This is a genomic window from Kribbella sp. NPDC006257 (assembly GCF_040613535.1).
Taxonomy (GTDB): Bacteria; Actinomycetota; Actinomycetes; order Propionibacteriales; family Kribbellaceae; genus Kribbella.
The window spans coordinates 1-22,665 of the sequence record NZ_JBEXSJ010000064.1 but is presented as its reverse complement, the minus strand read 5'-3'; the positions used below and the strand labels follow the sequence as shown (position 1 = coordinate 22,665).

Below are 22,665 nucleotides of genomic sequence, written 5' to 3'. Positions count from 1 at the left end.
GCCTTCTGCGCGAACCCACGGTTCCAGGGGTTATCCCCTCAAACTGTGGGTTGGCCTCAGGTATCCACATGGGCAACCCACAGTTTGAGGGGATAACCCCCGAAACTGTGGGTTCGCCGCGGGCGACTTGGTGCGTCAGCTCTTGGCTGCCTTGGCGAAGTCTGTGGTGTAGGTCTTGGTGATGTCGATGGTGTCTTTCTTGGGTTTGACGGCGGGGGAGAATTTGCCGAGGACTGCGAGGGCGTTCTTGGCGCCGGCTTCGTCCATGATGCCGGTGGCGTTGAACATGCCCTTGGAGTCGGTGATCGACTTGATATAGAGGTCCTTGTCGGTGCCGGCGTAGTCGGCGGGCATCTTGGCTGCGATGGCAGCCGCGTCGTTGCTGGTGATGAAGCCGAGCGTCTTAACGAAAGCATTGGCAAGCTTCTGTACGACGTCCTTGTGCGAGGCAACGTAGTCGCACGACATGTAGAGCGAGCTCGCCGGATACAACCCACCGAGCGCCGCCTTCGTCCCCTCCTCCGTCCGCAGATCGAGCAGGATCTTGCCGTCGCCCGTCTTGGTCAGCCGCGCGACGGTCGGGTCCGTCGTCATCCCCGCGTCGATTCCGCCCGAGTTCATCGCGGCGATGAAGGTCGAGTCCGCGCCGGCCTTCACGGTCGTGTAGTCCGCAGTACTGACACCGGCATTACCCGCCAGGTACTGCGTAAGGAAGTCGGTCGACGACCCAGCACTCGTCACCCCGAGCTTGCGACCCTTGAAGTCCGCCGGGCTCTTGATCGTCGACGCCTGGGCCTTCGAGACCATCTCGACCTCACCCGGCACATTCGCGAACTGCACCACGCTCTGCAGGCATTTCCCCTTGGCCTGCATGTCGATCGTGTGGTCATAGAAGCCGACAACACCTTGCGCCTGGTTCGCCAGCAACGCGGTCTCGGCGGTGACACCAGCTGGGGTGTCGACGAGCTGGACGTTCAAGCCTTGCTCCTTGAAGTAGCCAAGTTGCTCGGTCAGCTTGGCCGGCATGTAGATCACCTTCGCCGCACCCCCGACCATGATGGTGACCTTGTCCGAGGAGGCGCCAGAGCCTGACGACGTACCGGACTTGTTCTGGGTCTGGCAGCCGGTCAGCACAAGGACAGCGGCCAGGCCGGGGACAACGAAATGAGCAGGACGGATCTTCACGGGAGTCTCCTAGACAGGAAGTCAGATGGCGGCGGCGAAGGATGCCTGGGCCGGTGGGCGCCAGCGCAGCAACCGCCGTTCGGCCAGGCCCAGGACGACCTCGGCCAGCAGCGCGAGCACGGTGGTGATCAGCATTCCGGCGTAGATACCGGCTGCGTCGAAGGAGCCTTGGGCGGTACTGATCAGCAGCCCGAGGCCGCGGGTGGCGCCGGTGTACTCACCGACGATGGCGCCGATCAGGGCGAACCCGAAGGCGGTGTGCAGCGACGCCAGGATCCATGACGTCGAGCTCGGTACGACGATCGACCAGAGCACCTGGCCCCGGCCGGCACCCAGGATGCGCGCGTTGTTCACCAGGTTCCGATCGACCTCGCGCGCACCTTGGAAGGCATTGAAAAAGACCGGAAAAAAGACCAGCACGAAGGCCGTCGCGATCTTCGACTCCATCCCGAGCCCGAACCAGATCACGAAGAGCGCGGCGAGCACGATCCGCGGTACAGCGTTCAAGGCTTGGATATAAGGCGAAACGACCTCGGCCAGCAGCCGCGCCCGGCCGAGCAGGATGCCGAGCACGACCCCGACCAGCGAGCCGAGCACGAAGCCGGCCGCGGCTTCTTCCAGCGTGACGGCGATCTGCGCCCAGATGGAGCCCTGCGCGGTGCCGTCGGTGAACCAGACGACGAGTTTGTCCCAGATCAGGCTGGGCTTGGAGTAGAAGAACGGGTCCAGCCACAGGCTGACCGACAGCTCCCAGCCGCCGAGAATCGCCACCAACAGCAGCAATCGCAGCGAATAGACAAGCGCTTTGTGCTTACGCCGTACGACGCTCGCGGAGCGGCCGGCGGTCCGCGCGGGGGATTTACGCAACACGGGATGCTCCTGACTGCCGGGCGATCGCGACCTCGGCGGACAGCGAACTCCACACCTCGCGGTAGATCGCGATGAACTCGGGCGTCATCCGGATCTGCTCCACGTTGCGCGGCCGGTCCAGCTCGACGGTGAAGGTGTCCTTGATCCGGGCGGGGCTGGCCGTCATCACGACGACCCGGTCGGCGAGCGTGATCGCCTCCTCCAGGTCATGGGTGACGAAGATGACCGCCGCGTTGGTCCCGGACCACAGGTCGAGCAACTCGTTCTGCATCAGCGCCCTGGTCTGCACGTCCAAGGCCGAGAACGGCTCGTCCATCAGCAGGATCGACGGCTCGTTGACGAGCGTCTGCGCCAGCGCCACCCGCTTGCGCATGCCGCCGGACAGCTGGTGCATGTAGTAGTCCTCGAACCCGGCCAGCCCGACCCGGGCGACCCAGTCCCGCGCCGCAGCCTCCGCCGCGTCCTTCGGCTTGCCCCGCCAAAGCGGGCCGGAGGCAACATTCGCGAGCACCGTCCGCCACGGCAGCATGGCGTCGGCCTGGAACATGTACCCGACCCCCGCCGGGATCCCCCGGACCGGCTGGCCGTTCACGGTCACACTGCCCTCGGACGGCGGCTCGAGCCCCGAGACGAGCGACAAGGTGGTCGACTTGCCGCACCCGGTCGGCCCGACAACGGCAACGAACTCACCGGCGTTCACCTGCAAGTTGATGTCCTGTACTGCGGTGTGGGCGGTCCCCGCACTGGTCAGGAACCGCTTGGTCGCATTATTGATGTCTACCAGATAGGTCATGGGGCCTCCCGGCCTGGACTGAGGAGTGGAAGGAGCGAAGCGACTGGAGGGACGAGGGAAGGACGGGAGTTCAGCCCCATGACCCGCCGTGCCGGAGGCGCGGCAGACAACAGGGTCATGGATCCTCTCCTCTGAGCCGTGTGCGGCGTTTCCGGCGGATGACAGCTCTGTTGCTGGAAAGGTAGGGAGGACCGGGCGGTAGCGGATCCCTTGCCGTCGTTACCCGCCCATTCCCCATAGTTCGCGTTGTGCGCATTCTGCTCATGACCGGGTTTACGGTGGGCGAATGATGGCTCGATTGCGCGGGATGCGCTTCACGCGGCAGCTCCTGCTGCTGCAGATCGGCCTGGTCACGCTCGTGGTCGGGATCGGCTTCGGCCTGGTCGCCTGGCTGCTCGACCAGAGCCTGGAGCATCAGTACGAGCAGCGCGCGCTCAATGTGGCCAGGACCGTGGCCGCGGAGCAGCAACTAGGCGACCTGGTCCGGGCCGGGAACCAGGCCGCGGTCCAGCAGATCGCCTTGAAGGCCTCGAATGCGACCGGCGCGCTGTTCGTGGTGGTGACCGACGCCCACGGCATCCGGCTCGCTCACCCGAGCCCGGACCAGATCGGCAAGCCGGTCAGCACCGACCCGTCCGAAGCGCTGTCCGGGCGGGAAGTGGTGAACATCGAGCGCGGCACGCTCGGGCTGTCCGCGCGGGGCAAGGTGCCGGTCCGCGATTCGGCGGGGGTGATCGTCGGTGAGGTCAGCGTCGGCTTCGACGCGGCCGAGATCCGGCAGGCGCTGCTGGATCTGCTCGGCGCAACCGCCCCGTTCGCCGTCGGCGCATTGCTGCTCGGTGTCGGTGGGTCCACCTGGCTGTCCCGGGTGCTGAAGCGCCGGACGTTCGGGCTGGAGCCTGCCGACCTGGCCGACCTGGTCCGCGAGCGCGAGGCGGTCCTGCACGGTATCGGCGAGGGTGTCCTCGCCGTCGACACCGACCGCCGGGTGACGATGTGCAACGACGAAGCGGTCCGATTGCTGGGCCGGCCGGTCCAGCCAGGGGTGTCGCTGACCGAGCTGGATCTCCCGCCCCGATTGAGATCCGTGCTGGACGGCGACCGGGCAGACAACATTCTCACGGTGGCCGGCGACCGCGTGCTGGTGGCGAATCACCGGCCGGTTCATCGCGACGGGCGGGATCTGGGCAGCGTGCTGACTCTGCGCGATCGCACCGACCTGGAGCAGTTGACCAGCGAGCTGGACGCAGTACGGAGTATGACGGGGGCCCTTCGTGCTCAGCGGCATGAGTTCGCCAATCGGATGCACACCGTGCTGGGGTTGCTTCAGGCGGATGCTCAGGGTGATGCGCTGGAGTATTTGAAGGCAGTGACCCAGTTCCAGGACGCGGATTCGATCAGTGAGTCGCCGGCTGTCCGCTCGGCGACGATCCGGTCGTTCATGGCGGCGAAGACCGCGCGGGCGGCGGAACTGGGCGTGACGTTGACGTTGTCCGAGGCGAGCTGGGTGCAGCAGAAGCTCGTCGCGCCGGTCGAGGTCGTAACGGTGCTCGGCAATCTCGTCGACAACGCCCTGGATGCGGCGCACGCCTCGACCCGTCGGCCTGGTGGCGTCGAGGTCGACCTGCTGTCGGAGGGAACGCGGCTGGTGATCTCGGTCGCCAACACCGGCGACGGGGTCTCGCCCGAGCAGAGCGAGGCGATCTTCGTCGAAGGCATCTCAACCCGGGGTACCGACCGCGGACTCGGGCTGGCGATCGCGCGTCAGACCGCGCGCGGACTCGGTGGCGACATCACCTTGGCCAACCCCGGTTGCGACGGCACCGAAACCGTCTTCGTCGCCCAACTCCCCGACGTACTGGAGAAGGCACCATGATCGGCGTACTGGTTGTCGAGGATGACTTCAGGGTGGCACAGGTACATGCACTGTTCGTTGCCCAAGTCATCGGTCTCGAAGTCGCCGGAATCGCCCACACAGCAGCAGATGCGCTCCGCCTGGCCGCCGACCTCCAACCCGACCTCATCCTCCTGGACAGCTATCTCCCCGACCGTCCAGGCATCGAACTCGCCGCCGAACTCAACGCCGACATCTTCATGGTCACCGCGGACTCGTCGGCCGCCTCGGTCCGGGCAGCCTTCGCCGCCGGCGCCCTGAACTACCTCATCAAGCCCTTCAGTTCGGAGCAACTCACCTCCCGCCTGCGCGCCTACGTCCGCTACCGCTCCCTCCTCGGCGACCGCCAGACCGAACTCACCCAGCAGTCGATCGACCGAGCCGTCGACGCCCTCCACGAGGCCGACCGCCCACCAACCCCCAAAGGCCAGTCCCCCGTCACCGCCCGCCTGGTCACCAGCGCCCTACGCCAAGCAGGAGAACCTCGTACGGCGGCCGACCTCGCCGCCCAACTAGGGATCTCCCGGGCCACCGCCCAGCGCTACCTGGCCGCCCTGGCCGACGACGGCCGAGCAGTCCTCAGCCTCCGCTACGGCTCCACCGGCCGCCCCGAACACCAATACCACTGGGCCTCTACCCCGAGAGGCTGACGTTCGTCAGGCGACTGTCGGCGGGAAACCGAAGGTGATGGCCAGGCTGGGTTGGTGGAACGAGTAGATGTTGCTGATGCCGGCCTCGGTGACAGTGAGCACCACGACGCCGTACGCCTGGTAGATGCCGTCAGCATCACGGGTGTAGCCCACGGCGGCGGGCTGCCCGTTGGCAGTCGTCGGCAGCATGAGCCAGTCACCGGGCGAGCCCAGCACCTGGTTACGGAGATAGGGGATGCAGGTCTTGCAGCCGGCGAACCAGGTTTTGAAGGGTGTCGCCTCCAAGGTGGCATCCCGGCAGAGCAGGTGTTCCAGGGCTGGCGCGTCGGCGTTCTGGAAGGCCGAGATGTACTGGTCGAGTAATGCCCGGGCTCTCGGCTCCGTGGGCTGAACGATTTCGTCAGGCGCGGGAGCCAGCTCCCGGAGCCGGCCCCGGGCACGTTGCAGCGAACTCTTGACCGCGGCTGTGCTGGTGCCCAGGACGACCGCGACCTCGGCGGCAGGGAACGACAACACGTCACGCAGGATGAGCACAGCCCGTTGCATGCCGGACAAGTACTGGAGGCTGGCCACGAGGGCCAGTCGCAGGTCCTCACGCGCGAGGACCTGCGACATCGGGTCGGCAGTGTCAGGTTTGACGAGCACGTCGGGGAGCGGCTGAAGCCACCTGACATCGGGTCCGGCCTGTTCCGCGACCGCCGCCGGATCCGCCTCGGGACCTCCGAGACCGGACGGCAGCACCCGCCTGCTGTGATGCCCGAGCGCTGTCAGGCAGGCATTGGTGGCGATCTGGTAGAGCCACGTACGCACAGATGACCGGCCTTCGAACCCGCCGTACGAACGCCAGGCGCGCAGATAGGTCTCCTGGACCACGTCCGTGGCATCGTCCACCGAACCGAGCATGCGGTAGCAATGTGCGAGCAGTTCCTGCCGGAACGGCTCGGTCGCCGCGACGAACGCGTCGCTGTCGAGGCTTCTCAGCTCCACCACAGGTCGAAACTACCCTCCGGTCAGAGCGAGCGGCCGAGGAAGGCGGCCAGCCGGTCGGCCGGAGCCGCATCGTCAGGAGCCTCGAGGGCGGGTCCGAAGACGGCCTCGCCTTCAGGTCCGCGGTAGGCGTCCAGGATGGTGACCTGGGCCGTTTCGAGCAGTTCGCCGGCGAGTCCGGGATCCAGATCCGTGGGGTGCCCGATGGCGCGGGCAAGATCCCAGCCGTGGACGAACTGGTCCAGGACGACCATGCCCATCAGTTCCGCGCCGGAGAACCGGCCGAACTCGAGCTCGACCGTCTTCTCCAGCACGCCCGCCGACTCGAAGGTGGCGAGCACAACCTTGATGCTGTCGTCATAGTTCGCCAGCAGGTCGCCGGCCGCATAGTCCTCCTCGGTGAGCTCGTCGGCGGTTCCCAGGGCGACGGAGGCACCCCATCGGGCCGAGCCGACGAAGTGGTTGACCAAGGCGCGCACGTCCCACGACGAGCACGGCGTCGCGACGTCGAGCTGCTCGGGGCCGACCTCGGCCAACACACGCCGGGTACTGGCAAAGGCCCGCTGCAACGGCCGGGACTGATTCTCCATCGTTGACTTCCTTCTCTCGTGGGTGCGCGTCTACAACAGGTAGACCTAGCGCTCCCAGCAAAGGAATCGCGGCGGTCCGGGCCAGGGGTGGGTCACTCGGGCGGGTGAGGTGAGTGGGGCCCAGGACGCCCTAGGGTCTGGCCTATGGATGTTGTGGTGGTCGGGCTGATCAACGTCGGTGTGTTCATGGTGATCTTCGTGCCGGTGTCGCAGCGGTTGCTGGGGGTGCGGTTCGGGCTGGGCCGGCTGGCGATCGGCGCCGGGCTGACGCTGGCGACCTTCAGTCCGTTGATGAACGCGCTGGCCGGACCCCTGCCGTGGACGGGGTCGAACGGCGCCGCCGCCGCGCTGCTCGCCCTGGCTGCCGTGTGTTCGATGCTCACCGGCCTGATCTTCCTGGTGCTCGCCGAGGCGCTCGTCCCCACCGGTTCGTTGCCCAGGGCCCGGGATTTCCGAAGGGACCTGAGTGGCCGGATCGCCCGGACCAGGCGCTACCTGCAGATCCTCCGGATCGCGATCAAGCACGGGCTCGGCCCGTACCTCCGCGGCCGCCGCCGGCCGGGTCGCGAGAACGCCGCCGGCCAGGCCGATCTCGCCCGCTCGCTCAGGCTCGCGCTCGACGAGGCCGGGGTCACCTTCGTCAAGCTCGGCCAGGTCCTCTCGACCCGCAGCGACGTCATCCCCGCGTCCGTCGCGCTCGAGCTGAGCCGCCTGCAGGATCAAGTCTCCCCGGCTCCCTGGCCGCAGATCGAGACGGTCCTGACCCACGAACTCGGCGCCCCACCGCAGCAGGTCTTCGCCGACTTCAGCACCGAACCCCTCGCGGCAGCCTCCGTCGCCCAGGTCTACCCCGCCAGCCTGTACGACGGGTCGGCCGTCGTCGTGAAGGTTCAGCGTCCCGGCATCGCCTCCGTCGTCGAACGCGATCTCGACATCGTCCAGCGGCTCGCCCGGACGCTCGAACGCAACACCGACTGGGGCCGGTCGATGGGCGTCCGCGCGCTGGCCAACGGGTTCGCCGACGCGATGCGCGAGGAGCTCGACTTCACCGTCGAGGCCGGCAACATGACCAGCGTCGCGGCCGGCCGTACGGTTGCCACCAGCAACGACATCGTCGTACCGGAGCTGCACCAGAAGCTCAGCACGCAGCGCGTCCTGACGATGCAACGACTGCACGGCATCCAGCTCGGCAACGCTGCGGGCGAGATCGCCCAGCGCGGACTCGATGCCGCCCGGCTCGGCAGAACGCTCTTCGACTGCCTGCTCGGCCAGATCGCGATCGACGGCGTCTTCCACGCCGATCCGCACCCCGGCAACTTCCTGCTCCTCACCGACGGCCGGATCGGGATGCTCGACCTCGGTTCGGTCGGCCGCCTCGACCCGGCCACCCGGGAGGCGTTGCAGCGGTTCCTGCTCGCGGTCGACCACGGCGATCCGACCGCCGCGACCGACGCCCTGCTGGAGATCGTCGATCGCCCCGACACGGTCGACGAACACTCCCTCGAACGCGCGGTCGGCCAGTTCATGGCCCGTCACCTCGGCGCCGGCGCAGCCCTCGGTCCCGCCATGTTCAACGACCTCTTCAAGATCATCACCGCCCACGAACTAGGCGTCCCACCCGAAGTAGCCGCCGTCTTCCGAGCCCTCGCCACCATCGAAGGCACGATCTCGCGCATCTCCCCCGGCTTCGACCTGGTCGCCGCCTCCCGCCAATTCGCCGCCGCCCACGTCACCGACCGCCTAGCCCCCGACGCCTTACGCCGTACGGCGACCGAAGAGCTAGCCACCCTGCTCCCGATGCTCCGCCGCCTCCCCCGCCGAATCGACCGAATCGCCGCCGCCGCAGAATCCGGCCGTTTGAGCGTCAACGTCCGCCTCCTAGCCGACGACCGAGACCGCCGCCACCTGACCGCCCTCCTCCACCAAGCCCTCCTAACCGTCCTAGGAGCCACCGCCGGCCTCATGGCAGTCCTCCTCCTAGGCACCCCCGGCGGCCCCCAGGTCACCCACTCCCTAGCCCTCTACCAACTCTTCGCCTACAACCTCCTGGTCATCTGCGCAGTCCTCGTACTACGAGTCCTGGTACTCGTCTTCCGCCTCCCAGACAGCCACTCCGGAGGCTAGCCACCGCTCCTTCCCGAAATCAAGGGCCAGCTCGTGCTCAGACACCTCAAGGTGGCCACTCCTGATCTTTGCCGCTCCAGCCGCCACCGGAGCTCGCCTGACCACCTCCATCGCCCCCAACCTCAAAGAACGAAGGAATCACCCCGTCCTCAAACGGTGAAAGCGCCTCCCGCAGGCACTCCATGCGTTCTCTCCTTCGCGGCCACCACCCCGCAACGCCCCAAACGTACCGAGCGATGCTCAAACTCAATCGCCTCGAATCCGCCCTGGAAGGCCCGGAGCAGTCCCCGGGAGATCGCTCCCGGCGAATTCTTTCGTTGCTTACCAACTGATCAGGTCTTCAGTCACCATCGCTGGGGGCTGCCTGCCGAATCATCGATATCTAAGTTTGAGCCCTGCAGCGAGTCCAGCTGAATATCGTTCGAGTCAATCGTCTGAGTAGGTATCGATTAGCAAATAGGCGCCGACCTCGCTCATCGCCTTCACCAACCTGGCCGGCACGCAAAGCCCGTCCTGACCAGCCGCCGGCGTCCACGAGACCAGCAAAGCGATCTCCGCTGACGATGGAAGTCGCTTGAGTCCCTCGAGATGAGCGTGTATGAAGGACTCCGCCTGGTCGAATTGACGATCCAGCGCCGCGCCGCTGTCCTCGACCAAGTCCCTCGACCAGACCGGTCCCGACCCCGGCCCTTCCGACTCAAGCCCGATCAACGCCCCGACTTCATCGGCGTCCATACCGTGGTTCTCCACCCGAAGCGCCGTTCGCGCCCACCCTGCATCCATCATCGATTTCCCGGGAGATAGTCGAAAATATTTCCGATTGGGTCTTCACTGAGCCTACCATTAGGCAGCTTCACATAGACATCGCCCGAACTCGTGTTGACAGACACATCTGGATTCGCCCGCTCACCAGACCTGGGCATGTATCTCTTCACCTGATGTATTGCATCTTTAATTTCCCGCTGCGAATACCCGGTATCCTTAGCAATCTGCCCGACTTTGTCGGCGAATCGGCCGAAGTCGTTGATATGCGGCGTGCCCGGCCCTCCAAGGCGACCGTTCAGACGCTCGGGCAGTCCGCCCGGCTTGCTGAGCAGGAAGCCGAAGCGTCCGGCCTCGCCGATTCTGCAGACTGCGACTACTTCGCCGGCGAACGGGATGAGCGCTGGCAGCCAAGAGCCGACCTGCGCTGCAGTCGAGTCGGGGTCGACGCCCTGCCACTCGTAGTACAGCTGCGACTGGGTTTTCCCTTGCGTCTCCTGGAGGTAGATGCTGAGGGGGCTCGTATCACCAAGCTCGATAATGCTGCCGTAGGCACCACCGAGTGCATTGTTCAGCCAGTCGGGCGCCTTGGGATTCCACCAGGGGTTTAGCCCGCTGGGATCGGTCAGGAGGGTGGGTTGCTGGTTGGCGTAGGCGTATTGGGTGATGTAGGGGTCGTCAAGGGCTGGGGCGAGGGGGTCTGGGGAGAGGAAGGTGCCCCAGGGGTTGAGGTCGCGGGCTCGGAGGTGGTAGTTGCCGGTGGTGGGCTCGAGGTAGGCGCCGGTGAACCCGATCTGGGGGTCTTCGGCAACCGTGTTGAGTTTTTCGCTGGTGCGTTTGGCGCCGAAGGGTTCGTAGCCGTAGCGCCAGCGGGCGCCGCCGTTCTCGTCGAGGACGTCGGTGACGCTGCCGATGGCGTCGGGGAATTGCAGCGATCGGGCGTAGGCCTTGCCTGCGTGCTGGACGTAGACGGGTGAGCCGTCGGGGGCGTTGCGGAACCGGAAGACGCTGTTGTCGGTGCGGGTCTCGACGGCGAGCATCGGCATCGGGTTGTTGATGTCCCACGACAGTTTCTTGGTGCCCGCGCTGTTCTGCACGGTGCGGCGCAGGCCCATCGCGTCGTAGGTGAAGTTGGTGGTGCCTTCTTGTGAGATCCGGCCGAGTACGTCCCATTGGCGGCCGTCTTGGACTTGCCCGTCGGCGTCGTAGTGCACCGGTGTGACGGTGCCGTCGGGGGTGGTCCGGTTGATCATCTGGTTCGCGGCGTCGAAGGTGTATTTGATCGTGCCGGGACCGGTGACGCCGACCCTGTTCTCGGTGAGCCGGTTGCCGTTGTCGTCGTAGGTGTAGTCGATGTACTGCGTTGCTGATGTGCAGGTCGTCACGCCGAGACAGTTCTTGATGAGCCGGTTCGCGGGGTCGTAGGAGAAGGTTTCGTTGTAGACGGTCGTTCCACGGGTTCGTTTGATGACGGCCGGGTTGTGGACGACGTCGCGTACGTAGTCGTAGCGGCTCAGCGGTGTCGTCGCTCCGCTCTTCTGGTTCACCACCGCGCTGACATCGCCGTTGCGGTCGTAGGTCCTGGTCTGGGTGTAGCCGCTCGACGACGGATACACCACCGACGTGAGGTGGTTGTCCGCGTCGTACCCGAACTTGGTCGACTGCCCGTCGGTCCCCATCGACGTCGCCCGTCCGTCGGTGTCGAACCCGTAGGTCGTGTTCGCACCACCGGGCTGGATCCGTGACGCAAACCGCGCCGTACGGCGTGTATGTGTAGGTGTAGCTGCCCTGAGGTCGACGGGCGTCTTGACTTCAAGCGGGCTTTAGCTTTGAGGATGGCGAGCATGACCTTGACCGAAGAGCGCGCGCCCAAGTTGTTCAGTGGACCTCACCTGCCGTTGGTGCTTGGGGTGATTGCGCTTGTCACGTTGGGGGCGTTCGAGAACCGGGCGGTGGGGACGGCGTTGCCGACGATGGTTCGCGAGTTCGATGCGCTCGGCAGCTTCGGGCTGGCCAACGCGGCTCCGAACGCGAGTTATCTGGTGTCGTTGGCGATCGCGGGGCTCTGGGCCGATCGACGCGGCCCGATCCCCGCGTTGCGAGCCGGCGCGATCGCGTTCTCGCTCGCGCAGCTGCTCGTCGGCACCGCCCAGGCGATGCCGATGGTCGTCGCGGGCCGGTTGCTGAGCGGCCTGGCCGAAGGGCTGCTCGACGTCGCGCTGATGGTCCTGGTGGCGCGGGCACTTCCCGCCGTACTCCGGCCGCGGATGTTCTCGTTGTTCGCCGCGATGTGGATCCTGCCGTCGGTGCTCGGACCGTTCGTGACCGGGTTGGTGACCGAGCACTTCGGCTGGCGGTGGGTGTTCCTCGGCGCCGTCGCTCTGCTGGCCCCGAGCTGGTTGCTACTGCAGCCCGCGATGCGGATGTCCGCCAAAACGGAAGCACCCGAGCGCACCGAGAAGCAGGCCGCCGAGCTCGAAGCCTGGCGAGCCGCGTTGCCCTGGGCCTTCGCCGCGTCGGTGGCGTTGTTCGCCTTGACCCTGGCAGGTGATCAGCTCGAGGCTCATACGGTCGCCGCCAGCCTGGTGATTCCGGTGAGCTTGGTGGTGCTGGGGCTGGCCGCAGTACGGGTGATGCCGGGTGGCACGTTCGTCGCGCGACGCGGGTTCCCGGCCGTGGTCGCAGTACGGGGTCTGGGCGGTGCCGCTTTCGCTGGGACGGGCGCGTATCTTCCACTCCTGTTGACGTTGCGGCACGACTTCAGCCCTTCGAAGGCCGGCATCACCTTGTCGATCACGGGCGTCAGCTGGGCGTTCGGCTCCTGGCTGCAAGGTCGCGACCACGGCCTGCAACGAGCTTCCGTACTACGGATCGGCCTGACCCTGATGACCCTGGGGCTCGCCGTCACCTCGTTGCTCGCCTGGACCACCGGCTGGTTCGGGCTGGTCGGCTGGATGGTTGCCGGGATCGGGATGGGCCTCAGCTCGTCGAGTCTCTCGGTGCTCACCCTCGACCTCTCCGACGCAGGCAACTCCGGCCGCAACACGAGCGCCGCCCAGATGGCCGGCACGATGAGCATCGCCACCGCCCTGGCCGTCAGCAGCACCTTGCTGGCACTCAAGGCGGACGACCCCGGGCCCTGGGTCTTCGGCACGATCATCACCGCGAGCGCCGCTCTCGCCTTGATCGCCCTGCTGACCTCACACCGAGTCCGTACCGTCACCAACCCAACCGCCCGGTAGCACTAGAGTGAGCGCATGGCTGAGCTGCTGACCGATGACCAGATCGACCAAGCGATCCGCGACCACCTGCCGGAGTGGAAGATCGACGAGAACGCGCTCGTCCGCAGCGTCAAGAAGGACACCTTCCTGGACGGCATCCGGCTGGTCGCGACCGTGGCCCAGCTGGCCGAGTCGATGAACCACCACCCGGACATCGACATCCGGTACACCACGATCACCTTCCGGGTCAGCAGCCACGACGCCGGCGGCATCACCGACGACGACCTGGTCCTCGCCCGCCACATCGACACCGCCGCGGGCTGACCTCCGGCCGGGCGGCGCAAGCCGTAAATATCTGACAGCTACGGTTAGCAGGTGACAACTGCTGACGAGTACCGCTTGCTGGGCTTCACCGACGCCGATCGGGAGGCCGCCGAGAAGTTCGAGGCCGATCCGGTCGTGGTCGCCAAGCTCGCCTCGGAGATCCGCCGTGAGATCGGCGCCTTCCGCGGCGAAGGCAGCGGCCCGACCATGCCCGAGGACAGCCGCAACTCGGTCGCGGCCTTCCTCGAGACGCTGCCCGACATCCGCCGGTACCACGCCGAGCGCGGGATAAGCGACGAGATCAGCTGGGCCACCCTCGCCGACCTCGGTCAGCAGCTGAATGTCAGCCGCCGGACCAACGGCGAGTACGGGCTGGAGACGCACTGGTGGATGACGATCCACTGGACCGGAGCGATTTACACGCTCGGCCGGCTGCAGTTCCTGCTGCACCAGGTCCCGGACAACAACCCCGTCCCCGGCACCGAGCCTGGCGAGTGGGTGATCGGCGTACACATCTCCGAGACCGGCCCGCTGACGCCGGAGTCGGTCGACGACAGCTTCGCTCAGGCGCGTGACTTCTTCCCGCGACACTTCCCGGAGTACCCGGTCAAGACAGCGACGCTCGGCTCCTGGCTGCTCGACCCGTATCTGCTGGACAACCTGCCGCCGGACTCGAACCTGGTCCGCTTCGGGCGACGCTTCACGCCGTACGGCGTACCGCGTGATGCCCAGGACAGCGCGATCTTCTTCACCTTCCGCAGCCACGACCTCTCGCAGCTCGACAAGTTCCCGCAGGACACCACCCTGCAACGCCTCGTCGTCAACCGCATCAAAGAGGGCGGCACCTGGCAGAACGCGTTCGGCTACACGCTGCTCAAGGACGCTTAGCCGGTACGCCGTACTTCTGCAGCCAGGTGAGTAGCTCGATGTTGCTGACGCAGCGGACGTCGGGCTCGGTGCAGGTCTCCTGGACGAAGCTGGTGAGCGCGTCGGAGTACACGCTGTTGTTCCAGCGGTTGAAGTGGTTGCCGAGGAAGAGCGGTGGGTTGCCCCCGGCTCGCGATCTGCCGAGCGCAAGCCGATAGGTAGCGAGTACCTGCGCTTTCAAAGCAGGTGCATGCGCAGCCGGGGCCTCGTGCGCTTCGGTCTGGGAGTACCAGAGGTTGTAGTCCATCGTCAGCGTGTTCTTGTGCGTACCGGCGAGCTCCACCGACTGCAGCGGGAAGTTCCAGACACCGTCAGTCTTCTTCGGCCACGCGATGTACCCAGGCTCGGACGCGTCGTACAACATCCCGCGCTGCCGCATCACCTGCCGGTACGCCGGGCGGTTGCCCTCCAGGCAAGGGGTCCGCATGCCTTTGACCGTCGTGGGGTCGAAGGGTGCGGCCAGCGGCTTCCCGGCAGCCAGCGTCGGCCCTTGTATCACCATGTGATCGAAGGCCTGAAGCTCGTCGTTCCACTGCGCCGCGTTCCACCGGTCGATCCCGGTCTTGCCGCAGAAGTGCCCGTTCGCGTGGGTGCCGATCTCGTGCCCCTCGGCGATGGCTTGCCGGAGCACCGCGGCTCGGCGGACGACCTTCTCCGGATCGCCCCAGCCGATGTCGGACGAGCCGGGCGCCAGGTACGCCGGTTTGTAGTCGGTCCGGTGCGAACCGGGATACAGGTAGGGGCCGGAGAGGAAGAACGTCATCCGGGCGTTGACCTGCTTGGCGATCTGCCGCCAGTGCGACCAGAGCGTGAGGTCGCCGGCGCCGTCGAAGGAGACCACCACGAACAGCGGCGGTTTGCTGTTCGGCAACTTCTCGGGGAAGGTCCTGGTCACCGGGGCCGCGTTGGGCGGCTTGACCCCGGGAGTCAGCGTCTTCGAGGGGTCCGGCTCGGTCGGCGTCGGCGTTTCGGAGGGCTTCCCCGGCGTAGTCGAAGGCTTAGCCGAAGGCTTGGTCGAAGGGCTGGGCTGAGATCCCTCGAGCGGGACGTCGCCGCAGGCTGAGACCAGTGCCGCGGTCATGACCACCGCACCGATCAGTACTCCGGTCCTTCGCCTCACCACGCCTCTACTGACGCATGCGGGAACAACCCAGTTGGCCCGGGACACACCTTTGGCCCGAAAGCGGGCGTTTGATCGTTACCCGGCTGTTATCTTGGCGGCTTTGCGTCGGCCGGCGATCCGGCGTGACGTCTCCAGCACCAGGCCGATCACGCCCGCCAGCCCGAAGCTGAACACGAGCCCCTTCAGCGAGTCGTGCGCGAATGCGTCGCCACCGATGTAGCCGAGCAACGCGACGTACGTGTAGGCGACCGTCACACCCGCAATGGTGAAGACGATGAACTTGCGGAACGAGTACGCCGTGGCGCCCGCGGTCAGCGTGGCCACCATCCGCGCGCCCGGGATGTACCGGACCGTCATCAGAACCAGTCCGCCTCGGGTGTGCAGCGCGTGCGACACCTTCTCGTAGATCGCCTGCCGGGCATCTCGTCGCCGCATCCAGCGCCGTAGCGCCGGGCCGGAACCGCGGCCGAGGAAGTAGCAGACGGATTCGCCGATCACCGAGCCGACCATCGCGACCACGATCACCAGCAGCAGGTTCTGGTGCCCCGCGGCGGCGGCCATGCCGGCGGTGATCACCATGCCCTCACTGGGCACGACCGGGAACACCGCGTCGACCGCGGCGGCCACGAAGAGGATGAGCAGCAGCCAGTGCGAGGCCATCGCCACACTCAACAGGTGTCGAACGACCTCCATCAACTGTGTCACGCACCGAGCCTCTCATCCGATGTCAAGGCCGGCCCAATCCAAAGCGGTCGTTCAGACAGGAACGAGCCAGGAATTCATCCCTCAGGAGGACAGAGTTTCCCGTGGGACTGCGGCGAACTCCCCGGGCTCCTGATGCAGTGCTCGATTTCCTACAGATTTACGAATCCACCGGACCGAGTTGCTCGGCCAATTCCGCTCGGGAGTGGATGCCGAGCTTCGTGTACACCTTGCGGAGGTGGTACTCGACCGTCTTCGGACTGAGGAACAGCCGCGCCGCAGCGGCCCGGATGCTCTGCCCGTCCACCAGCAGCATCGCGATCTGGCGTTCCTGCGGAGTGAGCTGATCCGCCGTCGACGGTTCACGCCGCCGAGCTGTCTCCCCCGTCGCCTTCAACTCCGCCGCGGCCAGATCCGCCCAGCCCGGCGCCCCCAGCCGATCGAAGTCGCTCACTGCCAGCCGCAACTGGGTCCGCGCATCGACTCTCCGCCGAGCGCGCCGCAACCATCCGCCGTACGCGAGTCTCGTCCGCGCAGTCTCGAACACATCCAGCGTCCGCTGATGCCACCCGAGCGCCTCCTCGAACAGCCCCTCGTCGTCCCTGACCAGCGCCCAACTCCGGGAAGCTCGCGCCAGCGACCACGGCTGTCCCTTCCCTTCAGCCCGTACGGCGAACTCCCGCGCAGCGCCGGCCGCGTCGTCCGGCCGTCCGAGCCGGAGGTACACCTCGACCAACTCGGGCGCCGGCGACAAATCCGGATCCAGCACTCCGAGCGACCCGAGCACTTCGGCCAACCGCTCGTACTCCGGGAGCGCGCCGGCCGGATTCCCCAGACCCAGCTCGAGATCCCCCAGCGCGAACAGCGCCCAGACCCGCCCGATATGGATCTGCTGCTCGGTGCAGATCTCGATCGCCTCGCTCGCCAGCGCCCTGCACTCCTCGGCCCGGCCGCGATGCGCGGACAACCACGCCTGGCCGGCCAGGCAGATCGCCAGTTCCGTGGTCTGCCCGGTCTCGCGCGACAACCGGATCCCTTCGTCGTACGCCGCGGCCGCGTCCGCCCAGCGATCGGTCGTCGCCTCGTCCCGGGCCAGGTGCATCAGCAGCGCCGGCAGCATTCCGACCGCGACCTGGTCCCGCCGTTCGCGCATCGCCTCCTCCAGCAGGGCTCGGCCGGTGCCGGTCTCGCGGAGGAAGAGCGGTGCGAGCGTCATCCAGATCTGCCGACGGCGATCCCGCTCCAGCTCGGCGGACGGTTCGAGAGCGACCGCTTCGCGGAGCTGCTCGGTCCCCGGCTGCCCGGCCAGGATCTTGGCGATCCCGCTGGCAAGCAGACCGAGGATCTTGACGCCCGGCCGCTCAGTTGCCGAGAGCAACCGATCGATGTCTTCGGCCGCCTGCAACGCGCCGGCCGCGTCGCCCAGCCGGAAGCAGGCGTTGACGACGTCGCTCAGCAGCCCGATCGCCAGCTCCGCATCCGGCGTCTCCGCCGCCGCGGCCAGCAGAATGTCACGAGCACGCGCAGGCGACCCGCACTTCACGGCGATATCAGCCCGTACTTCGTTCGCCAAACTCTTCGTCTTGGGTGGCGGCTCATACGTCAACGCCTCGTCGAGCAGGCTGTCCGCCCGCTCAGCCATCCCGGCGAACCATGCCGCCTGGCCCGCCGCGACCAATCTCGCCGCGCGCTGCTGAGGTTCTTCGGTCAGCCGGGCCGCGCGCTCCAAGGCGGTCGCCGCGATCGCCTGCGCACCACGGTCCACCGCGTGCTCCCCCGCCACCTGGAGCGCCGCCGCAACCTCGTCGTCCGCGCCCAGGACCGCCTCGGAAAGATGCCAGGCACGCCGATCGACCTCGTTCCGCGCCAACGCCGCAGCCACAGCCCGATGCACCGTACGCCGGTCCGCCGGCTCCGCACTCGCATAGATCGCCGACCGCACCAACGGATGCCGGAACTCAACTCTCCCCTCACCGATCACCACCAGCGACGCCTGCTCCGCCTCCTCCAACGCAGCCACATCCACCTGCAACTCAGCACATGCCCGTGCCACCACTCCCAGCTCGCCGTCATCTACGGACGCCACCAGCAACGCAGTACGAGCTGCAGCACTCAACCTGGAAGCCCTTGCCGCAAACGCCTCCGCCAATAACGCAGGCACCGGAACCGGTACCCCTGGGGACAACCGCTGCACCTGCTCCGGATCACTAGCCAACTCCAACAACGCCAACGGATTCCCGGCGACCCGGCGATACAACTCCCCCACCAAGTCAACCGACAACCCACGACCTTCAGTTGGTGGAGCAGCGACTAGCTGGTGGGCTGACGCTAGGTCTATCCCACCTAGTTCAAGGTGGGGGAGGTCGGCTTGGGCGAAGGGGTGGGGTTCGTTGGAGCGTGCTGCGATGAGGAGGACGATCGGGTCGGCGAGCAACCGGCGGGCGGCGAAGAGGAGCGCCTCGGCAGACGGCCGATCCAGCCAGTGAGCGTCGTCGACGAGGATCGCGAGCGGCGCAGATTCGGCGTACCGACAGATCAAGCTCAACGTAGCCGCCCCAACAGCAAACCGGTCAGCCCCGCTACCGGAACCGACCGCGAGTCCGTCAGCGGCACTGCCGGAACCGAGGGCGAGTCCGTCAGCATCGGTGCCGGTGCCGGGCGCGAGTCCGTCAGCGTCGGTGCCGGAGCCGGGCGCGAGTCCGTCAGCGTCGGTGCCGGGGGCGAGGCGGTCGGCGGGGGTGCCGGAGGTGAGGGCGAGGGCGGCGGCCAGGGCGTCGCGTTGGGGCGGCGGGATGTGGTCGAGTTCGCCGAGAGCCGGCCGCAGCAAGTGCAGGAGACCGCCGAACGGGATCTCCTGTTCGGATTCGGTCCCGCGCGCCCGGAGTACGCGCAGATCCACGGCGAGTGCCGCTGCTTCGTCCAGGAGCGCCGACTTCCCGATCCCCGGTTCCCCGCTGATCAGCAGCACCCCACTGGTGCCGACGCGCGCCCCCGCGACCAACTGCCCGACCACCCGCCGCTCGGCCACCCGCCCGATCAGCATCCCCGCAGTCTGCCCGCCCCATCCCCTCCACACCACCCCTTTGCCGCACTCGAGAAGCTCAGGACTAGGTGGGGCACCTGATGCGAACCCTCGACGCCCGCTCCTAGCGTCGGCTGCATCAGAACCCAGGGAGGGGAAGCGGGAAATGACTACGGTTGAAGAGCAGGTTGATGGCGAGAAGTTGATGGCGTTCGTGTTCCGTGCGGTGGACGAGGTGGGGGCGACGCTGAACGCGGGCCTGGTGGTGATGGGCGACAAGCTCGGCTACTACCGCGCGCTCGCCGGCGCCGGCCCGACGTCGTCCGCCGAGCTCGCCGAGAAGACCCAGACCAGCGAGCGCTACGCCCGCGAGTGGCTCAACGCGCAGGCGGCAGGCGGATTCGTCGAGTACGCCGACGGCCGGTACGTACTGCCCGCCGAACACGCGATCGCGCTCACCGACGAGAACAGCCCGGCGTTCCTGCCCGGCTTCTTCCAGATCGCGCTCGGCACCGTCCACAACACCACACAGACGATCGAGGCGGCTCGCAGCGGCGCCGGGATCGGCTGGCACGAGCAGGACTCGGATGTCCACGACGGCTGCGAGCGCTTCTTCCGTCCCGGCTACAACGCAAATCTCCTGACGAGCTGGTTGCCCGCCCTCACCGACGTGGTCGGCAAGCTCGAACGTGGTGCACGAGTGGCGGACATCGGTTGCGGACATGGCGCCTCGACGATCCTGATGGCTTCGGCGTATCCGCAGTCGACCTTCGTCGGGTCCGACTACCACCCGGGCTCCATCGAGATCGCGCGTCAGCGTGCTGCCGAGGCGGGGGTGGAGATCTCGTTCGAGGTCGCGCCTGCCACGGCGTACAGCGGAAGCGGGTACGACCTGGTGACGACGTTCGACGCGTTGCACGACATGGGCGACCCGGTCGGGGCGGCGCGCCGGGTTCGTGAGTCGCTTGCCGACGACGGCACCTGGATGGTCGTCGAGCCGATGGCCGGCGACAAGGTCGAGGACAACCTCAACCCGGTCGGCCGCGCGTACTACGGCTTCTCGACACTGCTCTGTACGCCGGGGTCGCTGTCGCAGGACGTCGGACTCGCTCTCGGCACCCAGGCCGGTCCCGCCCGGATCCGCGACGTCACCACGGCCGCCGGCTTCACCCGCTTCCGGGTAGCCGCGGAGACCCCGTTCAACCTGGTCTACGAAGTCCGCCCCTGACACAGTGCGTCGAGGGGGACAGTTCAAGGCGAGGGGGGCCGCATGTCATCGAAGCCGCAACGTCCAGCGCGCTCGGCCGACCGGGAGGGGACGGTCGAGCGCGCCGGGGTGACCATCGCCTACCGCGTCTACGACCCCGCCGCCACGAGGGGGAGCTCGGCCGGGGGTGACGTGGTGACGGTGGTGTTGATGCCGACCTGGTCGATCGTGTCTTCTCGGATCTGGAAGGCGCAGGTGGCTTATCTGGCGCGGCATTTCCGGGTCGTCACGTTCGACGGGCGGGGGTCGGGTCGGTCGAGCGCGCCGGTGGGCGGACCGGCGTACGCGGACAGCGAGTTCGTCGCGGATACCCTCGCCGTCCTGACCGCCACGGGAACCGGCACCTGTGTTCTGGTGTCGCTTTCCCGTGGCGTGCCGTGGGCGTTGCAAGTCGCGCACGAACTCGGCGATCAGGCGCTCGGCGTCGTCTGCATCGGCTCGGCCGCGGGACTCGTGCCGGCGCAGGAGGAACGCATCCGCTGGTCGTGGGGCGCGCGGCACGAGACAACCGATGGATGGGCGAAGTACAACCGGCACTACTGGACCGAGGGCGGGTACGACGACTTTCTTCAGTTCTTCTTCCAAGAGATGTTCCCCGAGCCCCACTCCAGCAAGCAGATCGAGGACGGCATCGGCTGGGGCCACGAGATCGCCCCGGAGCGGCTGGTCGACACCGAATCCGCCCGCCAGGACCGCGCGCCCGGCGTACCGGCCCTGACCTGCCCGGTCCTCGTCATCCACGGCACCGACGACAAAATTCGCCCCTTAGCCGAAGGTGTGAAGCTCGCGGAGCTGACCGGCGGCTCCCTGATCACCGTCGAAGGCGGCGGCCACGCCCCGAACGTCCGCGACCCGGTGTTCGTCAACCGCCTGCTCAAGGACTTCATCTCGCAGGTCTCCCCAGCACAGCCGGTACGCCGTACGTGGACCCGCGCGCTGAATCGACCCCAACGGGTCCTCTACCTCTCGTCACCGATCGGCCTCGGCCATGCCCGGCGGGATCTCGCGATCGCCCGGGCGCTTCGGGAGCAGCGCCCCGGCGTACAGATCGACTGGCTGGCGCAGCACCCGGTGACGCGGGTGCTCGCGGACGCGGGCGAGACGGTGCACCCAGCTTCGGCGCACCTGCTGAACGAGTCGAGCCATATCGAGTTCGATGCCGATGAGCACGACCTGCATGCTTTCCAGGCGATCCGGCGGATGGATGAACTCCTGGTCGCGAACTTCCTCACCTTCACCGACGTGGTCGACGACCGGCACTACGACCTGGTGGTGGGCGATGAGGCCTGGGAGGTCGACTACTTCCTGCACGAGAATCCGGAGCTGAAACGCTTCGCGTATGCGTGGCTCACGGACTTCGTCGGCTGGCTGCCGATGCCGGCCGGCGGTTCCGCGGAGGCGGCGCTGACGGCCGACTACAACGCGGAGATGATCGAGCAACGCGTCCGCTTCCGGCGACTCCGCGACCGCTCGCTGTTCATCGGCGATCCCGACGACATCGTCGACGAAACCTTCGGACCTGGCCTGCCGTCGATCCGCTCGTGGACCGCGGAGAACTTCGACTTCACGGGTTATATCACCGGCTTCGACTCCTCGGAGATCCCTGATCGTTCGACCCTTGGCTACCCACTCGACGCGAAGCTCTGCCTGGTCACCGTCGGCGGCTCAGGCGTCGGGACCTCCTTGCTGCACAGGGTTCTCGATGCCATTCCACTCGCCCGCCGCGTGGTCCCCGGCCTGAATTTCGTCATCGTCACCGGCCCCCGGATCGACCCTTCGTCCCTTCCGCCGGTCGAAGGCGCCACCATCCACGGCTATCTTCCGGACTTGCATCACCACCTGGCCGCCGCCGACGTCGCCATCACCCAAGGCGGCCTCACCACCTGCATGGAACTCACGGCCGCCAGAGTCCCCTTCATCTACATCCCGCTCCAGAACCACTTCGAGCAAACCTTCCACGTCCCCGCCCGCCTGGCCCGCCACAACGCCGGCCACCAACTCCCGTACGCCGCGTGCACCCCCACCACCCTCACCGACACCCTCGCCAAACTCCTCACCAACCCCGTCGACTACCTCCCCCTCCCCACCACCGGAGCCCAAACCGCCGCCACCCACCTCACCAACCTCCTCTAACAGTGAGGATGTGGGTGAGGGCCCCGCAGCGGTCGTCCTGACTCGGCCCCTAACTGACTTCGGGTCTTGAACGGGATCTGTCGGTCGACCT

The 22,665-nt window shown here is 67.1% G+C and carries 18 protein-coding genes; 8 read left to right on the top strand and 10 right to left on the bottom strand.

From position 1 onward, the window contains the following. Positions 1 to 135: 135 nt before the first annotated feature. From ABZ004_RS39915 to ABZ004_RS39905, 3 genes are read right to left on the bottom strand one after another with little or no spacing between them, the layout of a single operon-like run. Positions 136 to 1,185: an ABC transporter substrate-binding protein gene (locus tag ABZ004_RS39915; RefSeq protein WP_355687431.1), complete on the bottom strand. Its 1,050-nt coding sequence runs from the start codon at positions 1,183 to 1,185 to the stop codon at positions 136 to 138. A gap of 21 nt (positions 1,186 to 1,206) precedes the next feature. Beyond that, positions 1,207 to 2,055: an ABC transporter permease gene (locus ABZ004_RS39910; RefSeq protein ID WP_355687429.1), complete on the bottom strand. Its 849-nt coding sequence runs from the start codon at positions 2,053 to 2,055 to the stop codon at positions 1,207 to 1,209. Then, positions 2,045 to 2,848, bottom strand: a complete 804-nt coding sequence (locus ABZ004_RS39905; protein ID WP_355687427.1) for an ABC transporter ATP-binding protein — start codon at positions 2,846 to 2,848, stop codon at positions 2,045 to 2,047. Before ABZ004_RS39905 ends, ABZ004_RS39910 begins: the two co-directional genes overlap by 11 nt. A 286-nt stretch (positions 2,849 to 3,134) precedes the next feature. On the opposite strand from ABZ004_RS39905, the gene ABZ004_RS39900 reads away from it, so the two are divergent. Both ABZ004_RS39900 and ABZ004_RS39895 read left to right on the top strand, forming a co-directional pair. Beyond that, positions 3,135 to 4,724 (top strand): sensor histidine kinase, encoded by a 1,590-nt coding sequence (locus tag ABZ004_RS39900; RefSeq protein WP_355687425.1) that lies wholly within the window; start codon positions 3,135 to 3,137, stop codon positions 4,722 to 4,724. After that, on the top strand, positions 4,721 to 5,392 hold the full coding sequence (locus ABZ004_RS39895; RefSeq protein ID WP_355687423.1) for a response regulator: 672 nt from the start codon (positions 4,721 to 4,723) through the stop codon (positions 5,390 to 5,392). Before ABZ004_RS39900 ends, ABZ004_RS39895 begins: the two co-directional genes overlap by 4 nt. A gap of 6 nt (positions 5,393 to 5,398) precedes the next feature. Here ABZ004_RS39895 and ABZ004_RS39890 read toward each other — a convergent pair whose 3' ends face one another. Together ABZ004_RS39890 and ABZ004_RS39885 are read right to left on the bottom strand one after the other, a co-directional pair. Beyond that, positions 5,399 to 6,382 carry a sigma-70 family RNA polymerase sigma factor gene (locus ABZ004_RS39890; RefSeq protein WP_355687421.1) on the bottom strand — a complete coding sequence of 328 codons (984 nt, stop codon included), beginning with the start codon at positions 6,380 to 6,382 and terminating at the stop codon, positions 5,399 to 5,401. 20 nt (positions 6,383 to 6,402) lie between these two features. Next, complete coding sequence (locus ABZ004_RS39885) at positions 6,403 to 6,969, bottom strand: TIGR03086 family metal-binding protein (protein ID WP_355687419.1); 567 nt, start codon at positions 6,967 to 6,969, stop codon at positions 6,403 to 6,405. Positions 6,970 to 7,113: 144 nt separating this feature from the next. Here ABZ004_RS39885 and ABZ004_RS39880 point away from each other — a divergent pair, with 144 nt between their 5' ends. Continuing rightward, positions 7,114 to 9,093, top strand: a complete 1,980-nt coding sequence (locus tag ABZ004_RS39880; RefSeq protein ID WP_355687417.1) for an AarF/UbiB family protein — start codon at positions 7,114 to 7,116, stop codon at positions 9,091 to 9,093. A gap of 426 nt (positions 9,094 to 9,519) precedes the next feature. Here the strand turns inward: ABZ004_RS39880 and ABZ004_RS39875 are convergent, their stop codons facing one another. Together ABZ004_RS39875 and ABZ004_RS39870 are read right to left on the bottom strand one after the other, a co-directional pair. Further along, entirely contained in the window at positions 9,520 to 9,828 is a 309-nt protein-coding gene (locus ABZ004_RS39875; protein ID WP_355687415.1) for a hypothetical protein, read from the bottom strand. A gap of 47 nt (positions 9,829 to 9,875) precedes the next feature. Continuing rightward, positions 9,876 to 11,594, bottom strand: a complete 1,719-nt coding sequence (locus ABZ004_RS39870) for an RHS repeat-associated core domain-containing protein (RefSeq protein ID WP_355687433.1) — start codon at positions 11,592 to 11,594, stop codon at positions 9,876 to 9,878. A gap of 105 nt (positions 11,595 to 11,699) precedes the next feature. On the opposite strand from ABZ004_RS39870, the gene ABZ004_RS39865 reads away from it, so the two are divergent. The 3 genes from ABZ004_RS39865 to ABZ004_RS39855 are packed head-to-tail and all read left to right on the top strand — an operon-like array spanning position 11,700 to position 14,288. Continuing rightward, on the top strand, positions 11,700 to 13,097 hold the full coding sequence (locus ABZ004_RS39865; RefSeq protein WP_355687413.1) for an MFS transporter: 1,398 nt from the start codon (positions 11,700 to 11,702) through the stop codon (positions 13,095 to 13,097). Between the two features lie 15 nt (positions 13,098 to 13,112). Then, positions 13,113 to 13,400: a 4a-hydroxytetrahydrobiopterin dehydratase gene (locus ABZ004_RS39860; RefSeq protein WP_355687411.1), complete on the top strand. Its 288-nt coding sequence runs from the start codon at positions 13,113 to 13,115 to the stop codon at positions 13,398 to 13,400. 51 nt (positions 13,401 to 13,451) lie between these two features. Next, positions 13,452 to 14,288, top strand: coding sequence for an acyltransferase domain-containing protein (locus ABZ004_RS39855; RefSeq protein WP_355687409.1), 837 nt, complete (start codon positions 13,452 to 13,454; stop codon positions 14,286 to 14,288). On the opposite strand, the gene ABZ004_RS39850 is transcribed toward ABZ004_RS39855, so the two are convergent. The 3 genes from ABZ004_RS39850 to ABZ004_RS39840 form a co-directional block, all read right to left on the bottom strand. Continuing rightward, positions 14,275 to 15,447, bottom strand: coding sequence for a hypothetical protein (locus ABZ004_RS39850; RefSeq protein ID WP_355687407.1), 1,173 nt, complete (start codon positions 15,445 to 15,447; stop codon positions 14,275 to 14,277). The genes ABZ004_RS39855 and ABZ004_RS39850 overlap by 14 nt on opposite strands. A gap of 78 nt (positions 15,448 to 15,525) precedes the next feature. Beyond that, positions 15,526 to 16,155, bottom strand: coding sequence for a DedA family protein (locus ABZ004_RS39845; protein WP_355687405.1), 630 nt, complete (start codon positions 16,153 to 16,155; stop codon positions 15,526 to 15,528). 157 nt (positions 16,156 to 16,312) lie between these two features. Continuing rightward, a complete protein-coding gene (locus tag ABZ004_RS39840) occupies positions 16,313 to 19,195 on the bottom strand; it encodes an AAA family ATPase (RefSeq protein ID WP_355687404.1) in 2,883 nt (960 codons plus the stop codon). Between the two features lie 145 nt (positions 19,196 to 19,340). On the opposite strand from ABZ004_RS39840, the gene ABZ004_RS39835 reads away from it, so the two are divergent. Then, positions 19,341 to 20,402, top strand: a complete 1,062-nt coding sequence (locus tag ABZ004_RS39835; RefSeq protein ID WP_355687403.1) for a class I SAM-dependent methyltransferase — start codon at positions 19,341 to 19,343, stop codon at positions 20,400 to 20,402. 42 nt (positions 20,403 to 20,444) lie between these two features. Then, positions 20,445 to 22,574: an alpha/beta fold hydrolase gene (locus ABZ004_RS39830; RefSeq protein ID WP_355687401.1), complete on the top strand. Its 2,130-nt coding sequence runs from the start codon at positions 20,445 to 20,447 to the stop codon at positions 22,572 to 22,574. Positions 22,575 to 22,665: the final 91 nt, after the last annotated feature.